This is a genomic window from Pseudarthrobacter siccitolerans (assembly GCF_001046895.1).
In the GTDB taxonomy this organism is placed as follows: Bacteria; Actinomycetota; Actinomycetes; order Actinomycetales; family Micrococcaceae; genus Arthrobacter; species Arthrobacter siccitolerans.
Window position 1 is genome coordinate 103,896 of the sequence record NZ_CAQI01000039.1, and the last position, 15,867, is coordinate 119,762.

Genomic DNA, 15,867 nt, shown 5'->3' on the forward strand with positions numbered 1-15,867 from the left:
AACGTCCTCCCGTGACTGCTTCAGAGAAAACGCCGTTCTATATCACCACGGCCATCACCTACCCCAACGGCGTGCCCCACATCGGCCACGCCTACGAGTACATAGCCACCGATGCCATGGCACGCTTCAAGCGGCTGGACGGCTACGACGTGATGTTCCTGACCGGTACCGACGAGCACGGGATGAAGATCGCCCAGACCGCGGAAAAGGAAGGCATCACGCCCAAGGAACTGGTGGACCGGAATGCCGAGGTCTACAAAGGCGCGCATTCAGCCCTCGGCATCACCTACGACCGCTTCATCCGCACCACGGACCAGGACCACTACGCCGCTTCGCAGGCCATCTGGAAGAAGATGGAAGCCAACGGGGACATCTACCTCTCCAAATACGAGGGCTGGTACTCCGTCCGGGACGAAGCGTTCTACGGCGAAGACGACACCGTGGTCAAGGACGATGGCGTGCGCTACTCCAAGGAAACGGACACCGAGGTGACCTGGACGGCTGAGGAGAGCTACTTCTTCCGCCTTTCGGCCTACCAGGACAAGCTCCTTGCGCTCTATGAGGCACAGCCGGAGTTCGGCGCCCCGCAATACCGCTTCAACGAGGTCATCAGCTTCGTCAAGCGCGGCCTGGAGGACCTGTCCATCAGCCGCACCACATTTGACTGGGGCGTCCCGGTCCCGGGCAACGACAAGCACGTGATGTACGTCTGGGTGGACGCCCTGACCAACTACCTCACCGGTGTGGGCTACCCGGACGTGGATTCGGAGAAGTTCCGGAAGTTCTGGCCGGCCGACGTCCACGTCATCGGCAAGGACATCTCGCGCTTCCACGCCATCTACTGGCCCGCCTTCCTGATGAGTGCGGGGCTGGAGCTGCCCAAACGGGTGATGATCCACGGGTTCCTGCAGAACAACGGCGTCAAGATGTCCAAGTCGCTGGGCAACGTGGTGGCCCCCGCCGACTTCGTGGCACAGTACGGGCTTGACCAGGTGCGGTTCTTCTTCCTGCGCGAGGTTCCGTTCGGGGCTGACGGCAGCTACAACCATGAGGCGATCGTCGGCCGGATGAACGCCGACCTGGCCAACAACTTCGGCAACCTGGCCCAGCGTTCGCTGTCCATGGTGGCGAAGAACTGCGGGGCCCAGGTGCCCGTACCCGGTGCGTTCACTGCCGCGGACGAAGCGATCCTTGCCCAGGCCGGGGGCCTGCTCCAAGCGGCCCGGGCCGCTTTTGACAAGCAGGAATTCAGCCGCGCCCTTGAAGCCATTTGGGGCGTGCTGGGTGACACCAACGCCTACTTCGCCGAGCAGGCTCCCTGGGTGCTGCGGAAGACCGACGTCGAACGCATGAACACCGTCCTGTACGTGACGCTGGAAGTCCTGCGTATCGTGGCCATCCTGGCCCAGCCGGTGATGCCGAACGCCACGTCCAAACTCCTGGACGCACTGGGCCAGCCGGAAGGGCAGGCCCGGCAGTTCGCCGCCATTGGTACGCCCATCGCGGCCGGGATCGATTTGCCGGCACCAGCACCGGTGTTCCCCAAGTATGAGGAGCCCGCCGGGGCCTGACGCTCTCTCACTTTCTGCAGGTTTTCCGGCAACGCTCTCTCACCTTTCGCAGCGAAGGTGTGGGAGCGTTGCCGTTCCTTCCCGAGGAGTACCGCCCATCTGTTCGAATAATGAGACGGCTTGACCAGCATCTGGATGACTTGGCTACCCTGAAACTATGAGCGCATCCTCCATCGATCTTGCAGTTATCCCCGGCGACGGCATTGGCCCTGAGGTCATTGCGGAGGCACTGAAGGTGCTGGAGAAGGCCGTGGCCGCAGAGGGCGTTGAGCTCAAGCAGACCCACTACAAGCTCGGCGCTGAGCACTGGCTGGCCACCGGCGAAACGCTGCCGGACCATGTCCTTGCGGACCTGCGCACCCGGGACGCCATCCTGTTCGGCGCCGTGGGGGCAGCCCCCGGCGATACGCGCATCCCGTCCGGCATCATCGAGCGCGAGATGCTGCTCAAGCTCCGCTTCAGCCTCGACCACTACGTCAACCTCCGCCCGTCACGGCTCTACGGAACGGTGGGGAGCCCGCTGGCCAACCCCGGCACCATCGACTTCATCGTGGTGCGCGAAGGAACCGAAGGCCCTTACGTCGGAAACGGCGGCACCCTTCGCGCCGGCACGCCTCACGAGGTGGCCACCGAAGTTTCGCTGAACACGGCGCACGGTGTGGAGCGCGTGGTCCGCGATGCCTTCCGCCGCGCCAGCGCCCGGGAACGCAAGCATGTGACCCTCGTCCACAAGCACAACGTCCTTGTCTACGCAGGACACCTCTGGAAGCGGACGGTCGAAGCAGTGGCCCAGGAGTTCCCGGAAGTCACCCACGACTACCTGCACGTGGACGCTGCCACCATCTTTATGGTTACCGACCCGTCCCGCTTCGACGTGATCGTCACCGACAACCTCTTTGGCGACATCCTCACCGACCTCGCCGCAGCGATCACCGGCGGCATCGGCCTGGCCGCTTCGGGGAACATCAACATGGACCGCACCGCGCCGTCCATGTTCGAACCGGTCCACGGTTCAGCTCCGGACATCGCCGGACAGGGCAAGGCCGACCCCACCGCCGCCATCCTGTCCGCAGCACTCCTGCTGGACCACCTCGGCTACACCGCAGCGGCCCGCCGGATCGAGGCAGCAGTAGTTGCCGACGTCGAAAAGCGCGACGGCGGTGCCCGCAGCACCAGTGCCATCGGCGACGCCATCGCCGCAGGCCTCTAGCCGCGCGGGGCGTGCCGGCAACGGGCGTAAGCTTGTCTCGAATCACCAAATGCCGCCTTGCCGTTCAACGCTGAGCCGAGGCGGCCGATCGTGGAGGAACCATGACTCAGACTGCCCACGGCGTCGACTTTAGCCAGCAACCCTCGGCCACCCCGAAGTCTGCTGAAGAGCGTGCAGCCATCCTGGCAAACCCGGGATTCGGCAACTACTTCACCGACCACACCGCCATCGTCGACTACAGCGTTGACGAGAACGGCAGCGGCGGCTGGCACAACGCCCGGATTGAAGCGTACGGGCCGATCGTCCTCGATCCGTCGGCCGCTGTTTTCCACTACGGCCAGGAGATCTTCGAGGGGCTCAAGGCCTACCGCCACGCCGACGGTTCCATCTGGACCTTCCGGCCCGAGGCCAACGCCGCGCGCCTGAACAAGTCCGCCCGCAGGCTTGCCCTGCCCGAACTGCCTGCCGAGTACTTCCTCGGCGCCATCCGCGAACTGGTGGCAGCCGACAAGGAATGGGTTCCCAGCGGCGACGGCGAAGCGCTGTACCTTCGGCCGTTTATGATCGCCACCGAAGCGTTCCTGGGCGTCCGTGCGGCCCGCGAGGTCTCCTTCCGGGTGATCGCTTCGCCGGCAGGCAACTACTTCGGCGGCGAACTGAAGCCCGTCTCCATCTGGATCTCGCGCGAGTACGCCCGCGCCGGCCGCGGCGGAACCGGCGATGCCAAATGTGGCGGGAACTACGCCGCGTCGCTCATCGCCCAGCAGGAAGCTGAAGCCAACGGCTGCAAGCAGGTCCTCTTCCTGGACCACTTCAACGACGACGCCGTTGAAGAACTGGGCGGCATGAACGTCTTCTTCGTCATGAAGGACGGCTCGCTGGTCACGCCCGCGCTGACCGGCACCATCCTGGAAGGCGTCACCCGGATGTCCGTCATCCAGGTGGCCAAGGACATGGGCCGCGAAGTCACCGAGCGGAAGATCACCCTCGATGAGTGGCGCGACGGCGTTGCCTCCGGCGACATCGCAGAAGTCTTCGCCTGCGGCACGGCGGCAGTCATCACGCCCATCGGTGTCCTGAAGGACGCCACCGAATTCATCGGCTCAGAAGATGCCAAGGCAGGGGAGACCACCATGGCCATCCGCGAGCAGCTGCTCGGCATCCAGACCGGTTCGGTGCCCGATACCCACGGCTGGCTTACCCGCCTCGCCTAGTCCGGCTTATTCCTGACTGCCAAATTACGACGGCGCCTGCCGGGCTCATCCCCGGCAGGCGCCGTTCGCTGCTCAACGGGGATGATCAGCGCCGGGCAGCCTTCCGTGCGGCATTCTTCAGTGCCTTGCGGGAAACGGGCTTCAGGGCCTTCCTGGCAGCTTCCTCCTCCAGCGCCCGCCGTCGTCGGGCATCAAGGAGGTCGTTCCACAGGGTGGTGGCGAAAACTGCGCCGTCCTGGGTATACAGCTCATAGGGATACGAGGCAAACCCGGCCGGGGGAGTGCCTTCAGGAAGTTGTTCGCCGGAGGTCCGGGCCACGGCCTCGGCTATCGCCCAGGTTTCGGTCAGGTGCGGCACCAGGTTGGCTTCCACAAACGCGTTCGGGTCGGCGGACACGGCAGCCCTCTCAAGCAGGATCCCGCGCTGCTGCTCCAGGTGTGCGGCGGCTGCCTCTGCAACTGACGTCCCCTCTTCGCTGGCCCTGGCCAGCACGGCTTCCTGTTCCGCCACCGCCACGGCCCAGTCTCCTGTACGGCGGAATGCCTGCCATGTGGGGAACCACACCACGGAGCCGGTGGCGTGGTTGTGGATGTGCCGGAGGCCGGTGCTCTTCTCGGTTCCTGCGTGGTCGTTTCCTGCGGCGGCAGCACCGGCGAGGAGGTCTGACAAGGCGGGAGTGGGTGCTGTGCTCATGATGGCGGTGCTCTCGGTAGGGAATGCTGATCTGTAGGCCACAACCCGCCGCAGGGTCCCGCTTATTCCGCCGGACTGCAAAGATGGGATGGTGACTTCAGCTTCCGGCCCCGTCCTTGCACGCAGCTCGGCCCTCACGCAGTTCTTCCTGGCCCCCAACCCCGGACCCATGAGCCTGGAGGGAACCAACTCGTACATCCTGCAGGCGCCCGGATCCGCCGGTGCCGTGGTGGTGGACCCGGGGCCGCTGGACGAGGCTCACCTCCGGGCGCTGGCCGGTGCAGCGCCAGTGGAACTCATCCTTATCACCCACCGCCACGCCGACCACACCGCCGGTTCGGCGCGGCTGCACCAGCTCACGGGGGCTCCTGTCCGTGCCGCCGATCCTGCCCACTGCCACGGAAGCGGCGCCGTGCTGCAGGACGGCGAGGTACTTTCCGCAGGCGGCCTCGAGGTCAGGGTTGTGGCCACGCCGGGCCACACCTCCGATTCCGTATGCTTCCATCTCCCCGGCGACGGCCAGGACGGGTCCGTCCTTTCCGGGGATACCATCCTCGGCCGCGGCACGACCGTGCTGGATTACCCTGACGGAACCCTCGCGGACTACCTCGCATCGTTGGACCGGCTGGAAACGCTGGGGCATGCCACCGTCCTTCCGGCTCACGGACCGGTCCTGCCGTCCCTGCAGGGCATCACGCAGGCATACCGCACCCATCGCCTCGAACGGCTGGCGCAGGTCCGTGCCGTCCTGGAGCGCCTGGGCGGGGACGCAGCCGTTGGCGACATCGCTGACGCCGTCTATTCCGACGTCGACCCTTCCGTCCGGCGGGCCGCTGAGACATCGGTTGCGGCTCAGCTTGAGTACCTCCGCGGTGAAGCCGCGCGGCAGTAGCGGCGCCCGGCCGGCGCCGGGCAAGACGGTAGGGTAGGAGCCATGCGTATTGCCAGGTTTGTCGTTGATTCTGATCCCCTCTACGGCGTTGTCGAAGGTGACCCCGGCAGTGAAGTCATCACTGTTATCCATGGAGACCCCTTCTTCAACGGGGTGGAGCGCACCTCTGTCCGTCACAAGCTGGACGACGTCCGGCTGCTCGCGCCCATCATTCCCCGCAGCAAGGTGGTGGGTGTAGGCCGCAACTTCGTGGAGCACGCGCACGAGCTCGGCAACGAAGTTCCCGCCCAGCCGCTCCTCTTCCTGAAGCCCAACACCGCCGTGGTGGGCCCCAACGATCCCGTGGTACTCCCGGAGTTCTCCGAGGAAGTCTCCTTCGAAGCGGAACTGTGCGTGGTAATCGGCCGGATCTGCAAGGATGTGCCCGAGGAGCGCGTTGACGATGTCATCTTCGGCTACACGTGCGGCAACGATCTCACCGCACGGGACGTCCAGAAAAGCGACCTCCAGTGGACGCGCGCCAAAGGCTTTGATACCTCCGCGCCGCTGGGACCGTGGATCGAGACGGAACTCGATCCCGAGGACGTGCAGATCCAGGCCCGGCTCAACGGTGAGCTGCGGCAGGACGGCAGCACCAGCCAGATGATCAGGGGCGTGCGGGAACTGGTGTCCGTTGTCTCCCAGGCGTTCACCCTCCTGCCCGGCGATGTCATCATGACCGGGACGCCGGCCGGGGTTGGCCTGGTCAGCGCCGGTGACCGCATTGAGGTGGAGATCGAGGGGATCGGCCGCTTGTCCAACCCCATCGTCCGCCGCTGACCCCAGCCACGGTGGCGGGCAGGCGGCAGACGGTAAAGTTGAAGCCACTATGACTACTGCTTCTGCGTCGAATGCTGCCTCCATCCCGCCCGTCACCGCCGAGACCCCCGTACGGGTGCGCTTCTGCCCTTCGCCCACCGGCACCCCGCACGTGGGGCTGATCCGTACCGCCCTCTTCAACTGGGCCTACGCCCGCCACACCAAAGGCACCATGGTGTTCCGGATCGAGGACACCGATGCAGCCCGTGACAGCGAGGAAAGCTACCACCAGCTGCTCGATGCCCTGAAGTGGCTGGGCATCGACTGGGACGAAGGCGTGGAGGTGGGCGGCCCGCACGAGCCCTACCGGCAGTCGCAGCGCAGCGGCATCTACCAGGACGTGATCGCCAAACTGCGCGAGGGCGGATTCATTTACGAGTCCTATTCCACCCCGGACGAGATCGAGGCCCGCCACCGTGCCGCGGGACGCGATCCAAAGCTGGGCTACGACGGCTTTGACCGCCACCTGACGGACGAGCAGCTCGCCCAGTACAAGGCCGAAGGCCGTGAGGCTGTCCTGCGCCTCCGCATGCCGGACGAGGACATCACCTTCACCGATCTGGTACGCGGCGACATCACTTTCCGCGCCGGATCCGTGCCCGACTTTGCAGTGGTCCGTGCCAATGGTGCTCCGCTGTACACCCTGGTCAACCCCGTGGACGATGCCCTCATGGGGATCACCCATGTGCTCCGCGGCGAGGACCTGCTCAGCTCCACCCCCCGGCAGATCGCTCTGTACCGCGCCCTCTACGCCGTGGGCGTGGCACAGTACATGCCCGAGTTCGGCCACCTGCCGTACGTCATGGGCCAGGGCAACAAGAAGCTCTCCAAGCGTGATCCCGAATCAAGCCTGTTCCTGCACCGGGAGCGCGGCTTCATCCCCGAAGGCCTGCTGAACTACCTCTCCCTGCTGGGCTGGTCCCTGAGCGCAGACGAGGACATCTTTACTGTTGAGCAGCTGGTGGAGCATTTCGATATCCACGACGTGCTGGGCAACCCGGCACGCTTCGACCTCAAGAAGGCCGAAGCCATCAACGGAACGCACGTCCGGATGCTGGCACCTGAGGTTTTCCGGGAGCGGCTGGCGCCGTACCTGCGCGCCGCCGATCTCGTGGGCGAAATCCTGACGGACCGCGAAGAGCAGATCCTCACCGAAGCGGCGCCCCTGATCCAGGAACGCATCACCCTGCTGGGCGAGGCGCCCGAGATGCTGGCCTTCCTCTTCAAGGCAGACGACGCCATCGACGTCGCCGCTGACGCCCTCAAGGGACTGCCGGAGAACCTGACGGAGGTCCTGGACGCCGCCATCGCTGCCCTTGAACCGGTTGAGGACTGGACTCCGGACAACATCCAGGCGGCGCTGAAGCAGGCCCTGGTCGAGGACCTGGGCATCAAGCCCCGCCTGGCCTTCGGGCCGGTGCGCACTGCCGTTTCCGGCCGCCGCATCTCGCCTCCGCTGTTTGAGTCCATGGTGATCCTCGGCAAGGAGTCCTCCCTCCGCCGGCTCAAGAGCTTCCGCGGCTGATGACTGCTCCCAGCCAGGCAGAGGGCGCCGTCCTGGTGACGCCCTTCGGCGCGGTCCGCGGGGTGCTTTTCGACATCGACGACACCCTGGTTGACCTCGAATATTCGATGACCACCGCCCTGCGGGAGGTCAGCGAACATCTCCTGCCCGGCCTTGACCAGGCCGGGTGGGAGCGGTTCGGGCGTATTTTCACCCACGAGACCACGCACTACTACGACCGGTACCTGGCCGGCGAGCTGACGTTCAACGAGCAGCGCCTGCTCCGCGGCCGCGCTGCGCTGGGACACTTCGGGGTTGAGCTGGGGGAAGGTGAGCAATCCCACCAGTGGCTCAATGCGTACATGGAGAAGCAGCCCGCCTACGTGAAGCCCTTTCCCGACGTGATGCCGCTGCTGGACAAGCTCGACCGGGTGGGCATCCCCTACGGCGCGGTCAGCAACAACGTCCACGATTACCAGCGCGCCAAGCTGGACGGGGCAGGACTTGAACGCGTCCGCCGCCTTGTGGGAACAGACACTTTGGGAGTGGCCAAACCGGACCCGGCCATCTACCTCGAAGGGGTCCGGCTGCTGGGCACGGACCCTGCCCACACGTTGTATGTGGGCGACAACCGCCTGCTCGATGCGGAAGGCTCGACGGCGGCCGGCCTGCTTGGCGTCTGGCTCAACCGGGCGGGGGAGCGCGTGCAGGAATTCGAGGGCAACTCGGTGGCTTCGCTCCAGGAATTGATCGCCTAGGAGTTGGTTGCGCGGGCCGCTGGAGACGGCGGCCCGCACACGTTCCACTGGCCGGGGCGAGCCGATTTGTGCGAGCCGGAAGCTTCGGGTAAAGTAATTTCTCGTGCTGAGGGGCACGGAGCAGGGTAAAAGCCCTGAAAACCGGCCCGAAAGTATCATTGGGATATGGTGTAATTGGCAACACTACGGTTTCTGGTACCGTCATTCTAGGTTCGAGTCCTGGTATCCCAGCTCTGTTGAGAGCCCGCTTTCGGGCGGTACAACAGCCGGTTTCAGACGGTCCGCCGATTTGAAACCACAGCGAAGTGTATGAAACAATCACTGAGCTTGACCAGCGGAAACGTTGGTTAGAAATATGGAAAAGTACACGGCCCCATCGTATAGCGGCCTAGTACGCCGCCCTCTCACGGCGGTAACGCGGGTTCGAATCCCGCTGGGGTCACCAATGAAACGGTCCCGGGCAAACGCCCGGGGCCGTTTTTCGTTTCGCACGACATCCGGTGCCGGCCCTCCTTTCACGGAATTTACTCCTACTGGCCCAACCCCGATCGCCCCATCACCTCCTGCCACGATTTTGGCAACGCGCGCTCACTTGGTGCCGGGTTCCGGGCAACCCTCGCTCACTTGATGCCGGGTTCCGGGGAACGCTCGCTCACCGCCCGCTGGCACATCTGGCTGGAGTGAGCGAGCGTCGACCCGATGGGGACCGCAAGTGAGCGCGCGTTCTTCCAATCAGGACCATAAGTGAGCGCGCGTCCGGAAGGAGGGGAGGCTGCAGGAGGTGATGGGGCGTTGAAACGGGACCAGGCTGCCCTGAACTGGCATGATGTTCCTGTGACCTCCCGGAACGAGCGGAACGAGCAGGAACTGCCGCGCGATGCACAGCCAGCGCAGGCGATGGCGGCTGTGGCCCTGCTGGAAGAGGTCCGGGATGACCTCGCCGCTGCCTCGCTGCCGCTGGCCTTGCCCGAGGCGGAACAAGCCAGGCGCGACGCCGCCAGCGCCGTAGCCCAGCTCGACGACTACATCCTCCCGCGGTACCGCAGCCTGGACGCCCCGCTGCTGGCCGTCGTCGGCGGGTCCACGGGTGCGGGCAAATCAACGCTTGTGAACGCTTTGGTGGGCCACCCGGTGACCCGGTCCGGAGCCATCCGCCCCACGACCCGCCAGCCCATCCTGCTGCACCATCCGCAGGAAGCAGCGTGGTTTGAGGGCCAGCGCGTCCTGCCCACCCTGAGCAGGATCCGCGGATATGTCGCCAGCAGCCCGGTGCCGGCCACCAGCGCCGGGCCGGCCCCGGACGCCGGAGCAATGTCCTCCCTGGTCCTCGTAGCGGACCCCGCCATGCCCCAAGGCATCGCACTCCTGGACGCCCCCGACGTCGACTCCATCTCCGACGACAACCGCAAGCTTGCCGGGCAGCTCCTCGCCGCTGCCGACCTGTGGATTTTCGTCACCACGGCCAACCGCTATGCCGACGCCGTTCCCTGGAAACTGCTCCTGGACGCGGCCGGCCGGGACATTATGGTGGCCGTGGTGCTGGACAGGGTGCCGCCGGGTGCCGAAGCGGAGGTCAGCGAGGACCTGCGGGGACTGCTGGACCGTGAAGGCCTGGGTGCTGCACAGCTGTTCGTCATTCCGGAAACAGCTCTCGACCCGCTTGGTATGCTGCCCGCCGGCACAGTCCTGCCGCTGCGCACCTGGCTGGGCGACCTTGCCGCGAATGCCGCCGGCCGTTCCGAGATCGCCCGCCGCACCCTCAACGGAACGGTCAGGGCCCTGGCCGGCCGTGTTGCCGCGGTGGCCCAGGCGGCGCGGGAGCAGCAGCGGGCGGCAGGCAACCTCGAAGCTGCCGCCGTGTCGGCCTACAACAGTGCCGCCAGCCGTATCCTCGACGCTACGAGGGACGGCTCACTGCTGCGTGGCGAGGTGCTGGCCCGCTGGCAGGACTTCGTGGGTACCGGAGAGTTTTTCCGGACCCTGGAACAGAACGTTGGCCGGTTCCGCGACCGTTTGGGCGCCTTCTTCCGCGGAGAACCGCCGCCCGCCATCCGCGTGGAAGCAGCCATCGAGACGGGCCTGCAGGCCGTCATCGTGGACGAAGCCGCGAATGCCGCCGAGGACACTGACCAGAGCTGGCGGAACGACTCCGCCGGACGCCATCTGCTGGGAACGGACGACCTTTCCGGGACATCCCCGGGCTTCGAGGACCGCGCAGCCGCCGCAATCAGGGCCTGGCAGGAGTCCCTGATGGAAATGATCCGCACCGAAGGCCAGGGAAAGCGGACCCAGGCCCGCTGGCTGTCCTTCGGCATCAACGGGCTGGGGGCGGCCCTGATGATCGTGGTGTTCTCGATGACGGCCGGACTGACAGGACTCGAAGTGGGCGTGGCGGGGGGAACGGCCGTTGTGGGACAGCGGCTGCTGGAGGCTGTTTTCGGCGAGGACGCCGTCCGGCGGATGGCCGAAAAAGCGCGGGAGGACCTGGACGTGCGCTGCCGGCAGCTGCTGCAGGACGAACAGCAGAAATTCCTGTCCCGGCTGCCGGAACAGGACGCCAGATCCGCCGAGGCCTTCGCTGCCCACGCGAACGCGCTGGCCCGGCTGGCGGACACCACATGAGCCGTCACAGCGACACGCGCGATGCCTCACGGCTGGACCGCAGGCTCTCCGCCCTCAACGACGCCCGGGAACTGGGCGAAGGCGTCCTCCCCGACGAATCGCTCCAGGAGGTGCTCAACGTCCTCGAGCGGGCCAGCTCCCGGCGGTCACTGTCCGCCGACCACACCGTGGTGGGCTTCTTCGGCGCCACCGGCAGCGGCAAGTCCTCCCTGTTCAACGCTGTGAGCGGAGCGGAGATCGCGACGGCGGCAGCGCGCCGTCCCACCACGTCCGAACCTTTGGCGGGGGTGTGGGGAGCGGAAGGCAGCGAACCCCTGCTGGACTGGCTGGAGGTCCGGAACCGGCACCATGCTGAAGCCGTGGACGGCTTCGCTGACGAGGCCACCGGCTTGATCCTGCTGGACCTGCCGGACTTTGATTCGACCAGGGCCGCCAACCGTGAAGTGGTGCAACAGATGGTGGGGCTCGTCGACGTCCTGGTCTGGGTCCTTGATCCCCAAAAGTACGCCGATGCGGCTGTCCACAACGACTTCCTGGCCCGCCTGGCCTCGCACGGGGCCGTCACCCTGGTGGTCCTCAACCAGGTGGACCGCCTTCCCGCCCAGGACGTCCAGCCGGTGCTGGAGTCCCTCCGGTCCATCCTTGCCCGTGACGGCCTCGCCAAGGTCCAGCTCCTGGCGGCTTCTGCACTCACCGGGGCAGGGGTGGACAAAGTCCGGGACGCTATCCGCGGCGTAGCGGTACACCGCAAAGCCCAGTCACAGCGGCTGGCGGCTGACATCACCCGGGCCTCAGCGGAACTGGGCACAGTATCCGGTGGCGGAGAGGCGGCTGGCGTCCGGTCCGGTGGAAAGACGCGCCTGGCGGACGAGTTGGCTGTTGCGGCGAATGTCCCCGCTGTTGTGCGGGCAGTGGGCCAGTCCTATCGCCTCGAAGCAGTGAAGCGGACCGGCTGGCCCGTCACCCGCTGGCTTTCCAGGTTCCGGCCGGACCCCTTGCGTCGCCTTAATCTGCGCAGCGCCGCTCCTTCGGAGCTGAACCGGACTTCGCTGCCGCAGGGGGGAGCGCCCGAGCGTGCCAGGACGGATGCAGCCGTGCGGGAGTTCGCCGACGCCGCCAGCGCGGGCGCTCCTGGCCCCTGGCGGGCGGCCATCCGGAGCGCGGCGAGGGAGGGCAGGGAGCGGCTGCCCGACGCACTGGACCAGGCGATTGCCGCTACCGACCTTGCGGCCAACCGTAAGTCGTGGTGGTGGACCGTATTCAACGTGGTGCAATGGCTGTCCCTGCTCACAGTCCTGGGCGGGCTGGGCTGGCTCGGCGTCCTGGCGGCGCTTGGCTACTTCCAAATGCCTGTACCGGAAGTGCCCAGGGTGGAGGGCTGGCCGGTGCCCACCCTGATGATCGCCGGCGGGGTGGTCCTGGGGATCTTCCTTGCCCTCACCGGCAGGTTCATAGCCGCGGCCGCCGCCAAGGCCAGGGCAGCACGGGCACGGAAGCGCCTTAACGCAGCGGTGGCGGCCGTGGCCGAGGAACTCGTGGTGGAACCAGTGGAGGTCGAAGTCAGCAGGCTTGCAGCGTTCAATGCGGCGCTGAAGGCAGCCGCCGGATAGGAGTAATGAGCGACGCCGGCGGGCAGCCAGTCAGCCGGCTGCGGAGAGTCCGACGGCGGCATCCCTGACTTTGATGAGGGTGCGCAGGTTCCGGGTGGTGGTGGAGGCCTTGAACCTGGCCTTGGAAGTGATTTTGCTGAACGGACTGTCCAGGGTTCCCCCGGCGGGGGCCAGCCAGGCCAGCGCTTCAGGGCCCAGCCGCTTTTGCTCAGCGCCCTCCAGTGCGGCTCCGGCTGCTTCGAGTTCGTCCAGCATGCCACTATCGGAGGAGAGCGTGATGTAGGTGTGAGTGGTCTTATCGTCGTCCGGGTAGGGGCAGGCAGTTACCAGGTCCGCCACCCGGGCTGCGTCCAGGACCACTACCCAGGCGTCATAGCCGAAGGTCTCCCGGAGGCATTTCTCGCATTCCCGTTTTACTGCGGTGGCGTCCAGGCTGCTGGTCAACACCACGTTTCCGCTGGCAAGCAGGGTTCGGGCGTCCGGAAAACCGGCGGACTTGAGCGCCTCCCGGAGCTCCGCCATCTTGATGTTGATGCCGCCCACGTTGATGCCCCGAAGAAACACTGCAAAGCTGCCCATGGCGAAATCCTAGCGTCCGCAGCACCGGGCGAGGGAAAAGCCTGCAGGAACAGGTTCCTGCGTCAGTCGTTGTTTTTGCGCAACGCCTCGGTGAGGATACGGCCGGCATTGCAGACCACTTCGGCGTGCAGCCTGCCGGGCTGGCGGGTGAGCCGCTCGATGGGACCGGAAATGGAAACTGCTGCAATCACCCGGCCGGACGGTCCGCGCACCGGTGCTGACACTGAGGCGACCCCCGGCTCGCGCTCGCCGAGGCTCTGGCCCCAGCCCCGCCGTCGTACTCCTGCAAGGACGGTGGGCGTGAAGCGGGCGGACTGCAGCCCTTCGAGCAGGCGGTCATGGTCCTCCCATGCCAGCAGCACCTGGGCGGCCGAGCCTGCCTTCATGGACAGCTGCGTTCCCACCGGAATGGTGTCGCGCAGGCCGATGGGACGCTCCGCGGAAGCAACGCAGACGCGCCAGTCGCCCTGGCGGCGGAAGATCTGTGCGCTCTCACCGGTGGCATCGCGCAGCTGCATCAGCACCGGCCCCGCCGATGCGATCAGGCGGTCCTCGCCCGCGGCCGACGCCAGTTCAACAAGACGGCTGCCCAGGACGAAACGGCCCTGGATATCGCGGCTGACCAGCCGGTGGTGGACGAGTGCCAGGGCAAGGCGGTGGACAGTGGGACGGGCCAGGCCGGTTGCCGCTACCAGCTGCGCCAGGGTGGTGGGGCCTGCCTCAAGTGCATCCAGCACTTGGGCCGCTTTATCAATGACACCGACTCCACTAGAATTGTCCATGTAATGATATTGCCGTCTCAATATCTGAGATGCAAATCTTTCGGCTGGCGCAGTGCCGAGCGTACTGGTTCAGTGGAACTATCAGCCAAACAGCAGTGAAGGGAGATGGCCATGGCAAAGACATTGGCCGAGAAAGTCTGGGACGCGCACGTGGTGCGCAAAGGCGACGGCGAAGGTGCCAATGCCCAGCCCGACCTTCTTTTCATCGACCTCCACCTGGTCCATGAGGTCACGTCCCCGCAGGCGTTCGAAGGCCTGCGCCTGGCCGGCCGCAAGTTGCGCCGCCCGGACCTGACCATCGCCACGGAGGACCACAACACTCCCACGCTGGACATCGACAAGCCTATCGCTGACCTGACCAGCCGCACGCAGATCCAGACGCTGCGCAACAACTGCGCGGAGTTCGGGGTGCGGCTGCATTCCCTTGGGGATGCAGAGCAGGGCATCGTCCACGTGGTGGGTCCGCAGCTGGGCCTCACCCAGCCGGGCATGACCGTGGTCTGCGGCGACTCGCACACCTCCACTCACGGTGCCTTCGGGGCGCTGGCCATGGGCATCGGAACCTCCGAGGTTGAGCACGTCATGGCCACCCAGACGCTGTCCCTGAAGCCGTTCAAGACCATGGCCATCAACGTCGAAGGCACGCTGCGTCCAGGCGTCACCGCCAAGGACATCATCCTGGCCGTCATTGCCAAGATCGGCACCGGCGGAGGCCAGGGCTACGTCCTTGAGTACCGCGGCTCCGCCATCCGCGCCCTGTCCATGGACGCGCGCATGACCATCTGCAACATGTCCATCGAAGCCGGCGCCCGCGCCGGCATGGTGGCGCCGGATGAGACCACTTACGGATACATGAAGGGCCGTCCGCACGCACCGCAGGGTGCTGACTGGGACGCCGCCGTCGAGTACTGGAACACCCTGCGTACCGACGACGACGCCACCTTCGACGTGCAGGTTGACCTTGATGCCGACACGCTGGAGCCCTTCGTCACCTGGGGCACCAACCCCGGCCAGGGCGTCTCCCTGTCCGAGTCCGTGCCGTCTCCGGAGGACTTCGGCGACGAGAATGCCAAGGCTGCCGCCGAGCGCGCCCTGCAGTACATGGGCCTCCAGGCCGGCACGCCCATGAAGGACATCCGGGTGGACACCGTCTTCCTGGGCTCCTGCACCAACTCCCGGATGGAAGACCTGCGTGCCGCTGCAAACATCATCCGCGGGCGCCAGAAGGACCCCAACATCCGCATGCTCGTGGTCCCGGGCTCGGCACGCGTCCGCCTGGAAGCCGAGGCCGAGGGCCTGGACAAGGTCTTCAAGGACTTCGGCGCCGAATGGCGTTTTGCCGGCTGCTCCATGTGCCTGGGCATGAACCCGGACCAGCTGGAAGTGGGGGAGCGCTGCGCCTCCACCTCCAACCGCAACTTCGAAGGGCGCCAGGGCAAGGGCGGCCGGACCCACCTGGTGTCCCCGGTGGTGGCAGCAGCCACCGCCATCCGCGGGACCCTGAGTTCGCCGTCGGACCTTGATCCGGCCCCCGAATCCGCCGCCATCCGTACCGACGCAGCCTAGGACACGC

General features: G+C 66.2%; 13 protein-coding genes and 2 tRNA genes. 12 read left to right on the forward strand and 3 right to left on the reverse strand.

Annotation, left to right across the window (positions count from 1 at the left end; all coding sequences use genetic code 11):
* Positions 1–11: 11 nt before the first annotated feature.
* From metG to ARTSIC4J27_RS08065, 3 genes are all read left to right on the forward strand, one after another.
* Positions 12–1,571, forward strand: coding sequence for a methionine--tRNA ligase (gene metG, locus ARTSIC4J27_RS08055; protein WP_050054690.1), 1,560 nt, complete (start codon positions 12–14; stop codon positions 1,569–1,571).
* A gap of 157 nt (positions 1,572–1,728) precedes the next feature.
* A complete protein-coding gene (locus tag ARTSIC4J27_RS08060; protein ID WP_050054691.1) occupies positions 1,729–2,781 on the forward strand; it encodes a 3-isopropylmalate dehydrogenase in 1,053 nt (350 codons plus the stop codon).
* A 101-nt stretch (positions 2,782–2,882) separates the two neighbouring features.
* Entirely contained in the window at positions 2,883–3,995 is a 1,113-nt protein-coding gene (locus ARTSIC4J27_RS08065) for a branched-chain amino acid aminotransferase (protein WP_050054692.1), read from the forward strand.
* Between the two features lie 85 nt (positions 3,996–4,080).
* Here the strand turns inward: ARTSIC4J27_RS08065 and ARTSIC4J27_RS08070 are convergent, their stop codons facing one another.
* Complete coding sequence (locus tag ARTSIC4J27_RS08070; protein ID WP_050054732.1) at positions 4,081–4,689, reverse strand: hypothetical protein; 609 nt, start codon at positions 4,687–4,689, stop codon at positions 4,081–4,083.
* A gap of 88 nt (positions 4,690–4,777) precedes the next feature.
* Between ARTSIC4J27_RS08070 and ARTSIC4J27_RS08075 the strand changes: the two genes are divergently transcribed.
* The 8 genes from ARTSIC4J27_RS08075 to ARTSIC4J27_RS08110 all read left to right on the forward strand — a co-directional run bounded on the left by ARTSIC4J27_RS08075 (position 4,778) and on the right by ARTSIC4J27_RS08110 (position 12,933).
* Entirely contained in the window at positions 4,778–5,581 is an 804-nt protein-coding gene (locus ARTSIC4J27_RS08075) for an MBL fold metallo-hydrolase (protein WP_050054693.1), read from the forward strand.
* A 42-nt stretch (positions 5,582–5,623) separates the two neighbouring features.
* Positions 5,624–6,400: a fumarylacetoacetate hydrolase family protein gene (locus ARTSIC4J27_RS08080; protein WP_050054694.1), complete on the forward strand. Its 777-nt coding sequence runs from the start codon at positions 5,624–5,626 to the stop codon at positions 6,398–6,400.
* 49 nt (positions 6,401–6,449) lie between these two features.
* A complete protein-coding gene (gene gltX, locus ARTSIC4J27_RS08085; RefSeq protein ID WP_050054695.1) occupies positions 6,450–7,964 on the forward strand; it encodes a glutamate--tRNA ligase in 1,515 nt (504 codons plus the stop codon).
* Positions 7,964–8,701 (forward strand): HAD family hydrolase, encoded by a 738-nt coding sequence (locus ARTSIC4J27_RS08090; RefSeq protein ID WP_050054696.1) that lies wholly within the window; start codon positions 7,964–7,966, stop codon positions 8,699–8,701. The genes gltX and ARTSIC4J27_RS08090 overlap by 1 nt, the downstream gene beginning before the upstream one ends.
* 159 nt (positions 8,702–8,860) lie before the next feature.
* Positions 8,861–8,932 (forward strand) — tRNA-Gln (locus tag ARTSIC4J27_RS08095).
* A 138-nt stretch (positions 8,933–9,070) separates the two neighbouring features.
* Positions 9,071–9,146, forward strand: a tRNA-Glu gene (locus tag ARTSIC4J27_RS08100).
* Positions 9,147–9,598: 452 nt separating this feature from the next.
* On the forward strand, positions 9,599–11,323 hold the full coding sequence (locus ARTSIC4J27_RS08105; protein WP_050054733.1) for a dynamin family protein: 1,725 nt from the start codon (positions 9,599–9,601) through the stop codon (positions 11,321–11,323).
* A complete protein-coding gene (locus ARTSIC4J27_RS08110; protein ID WP_050054697.1) occupies positions 11,320–12,933 on the forward strand; it encodes a GTPase in 1,614 nt (537 codons plus the stop codon). The genes ARTSIC4J27_RS08105 and ARTSIC4J27_RS08110 overlap by 4 nt, the downstream gene beginning before the upstream one ends.
* A gap of 30 nt (positions 12,934–12,963) precedes the next feature.
* Here the strand turns inward: ARTSIC4J27_RS08110 and ARTSIC4J27_RS08115 are convergent, their stop codons facing one another.
* Both ARTSIC4J27_RS08115 and ARTSIC4J27_RS08120 read right to left on the reverse strand, forming a co-directional pair.
* The gene (locus ARTSIC4J27_RS08115) at positions 12,964–13,512 is read right to left on the reverse strand and encodes a DUF1697 domain-containing protein (protein WP_050054698.1); all 549 of its coding nucleotides are present in this window, start codon (positions 13,510–13,512) and stop codon (positions 12,964–12,966) included.
* Between the two features lie 62 nt (positions 13,513–13,574).
* Complete coding sequence (locus ARTSIC4J27_RS08120) at positions 13,575–14,294, reverse strand: IclR family transcriptional regulator (RefSeq protein WP_009356552.1); 720 nt, start codon at positions 14,292–14,294, stop codon at positions 13,575–13,577.
* 111 nt (positions 14,295–14,405) lie between these two features.
* Between ARTSIC4J27_RS08120 and leuC the strand changes: the two genes are divergently transcribed.
* Positions 14,406–15,860 carry a 3-isopropylmalate dehydratase large subunit gene (gene leuC, locus ARTSIC4J27_RS08125; protein ID WP_050054734.1) on the forward strand — a complete coding sequence of 485 codons (1,455 nt, stop codon included), beginning with the start codon at positions 14,406–14,408 and terminating at the stop codon, positions 15,858–15,860.
* The last annotated feature ends 7 nt before the right edge of the window (positions 15,861–15,867 follow it).

What these genes read in the sequence shown, in the direction of transcription:
- ARTSIC4J27_RS08060 (WP_050054691.1), top strand. Translation starts at nt 1,729, where the DNA reads ATGAGCGCATCCTCCATCGATCTTGCAGTTATCCCCGGCGACGGCATT.
- ARTSIC4J27_RS08110 (WP_050054697.1), top strand. Translation starts at nt 11,320, where the DNA reads ATGAGCCGTCACAGCGACACGCGCGATGCCTCACGGCTGGACCGCAGG.
- ARTSIC4J27_RS08080 (WP_050054694.1), top strand. Translation starts at nt 5,624, where the DNA reads ATGCGTATTGCCAGGTTTGTCGTTGATTCTGATCCCCTCTACGGCGTT.
- ARTSIC4J27_RS08075 (WP_050054693.1), top strand. Translation starts at nt 4,778, where the DNA reads ATGGTGACTTCAGCTTCCGGCCCCGTCCTTGCACGCAGCTCGGCCCTC.
- leuC (WP_050054734.1), top strand. Translation starts at nt 14,406, where the DNA reads ATGGCAAAGACATTGGCCGAGAAAGTCTGGGACGCGCACGTGGTGCGC.
- ARTSIC4J27_RS08070 (WP_050054732.1), bottom strand. Translation starts at nt 4,689, where the DNA reads ATGAGCACAGCACCCACTCCCGCCTTGTCAGACCTCCTCGCCGGTGCT.
- ARTSIC4J27_RS08090 (WP_050054696.1), top strand. Translation starts at nt 7,964, where the DNA reads ATGACTGCTCCCAGCCAGGCAGAGGGCGCCGTCCTGGTGACGCCCTTC.
- ARTSIC4J27_RS08065 (WP_050054692.1), top strand. Translation starts at nt 2,883, where the DNA reads ATGACTCAGACTGCCCACGGCGTCGACTTTAGCCAGCAACCCTCGGCC.
- ARTSIC4J27_RS08120 (WP_009356552.1), bottom strand. Translation starts at nt 14,294, where the DNA reads ATGGACAATTCTAGTGGAGTCGGTGTCATTGATAAAGCGGCCCAAGTG.
- ARTSIC4J27_RS08105 (WP_050054733.1), top strand. Translation starts at nt 9,599, where the DNA reads ATGGCGGCTGTGGCCCTGCTGGAAGAGGTCCGGGATGACCTCGCCGCT.
- ARTSIC4J27_RS08115 (WP_050054698.1), bottom strand. Translation starts at nt 13,512, where the DNA reads ATGGGCAGCTTTGCAGTGTTTCTTCGGGGCATCAACGTGGGCGGCATC.
- gltX (WP_050054695.1), top strand. Translation starts at nt 6,450, where the DNA reads ATGACTACTGCTTCTGCGTCGAATGCTGCCTCCATCCCGCCCGTCACC.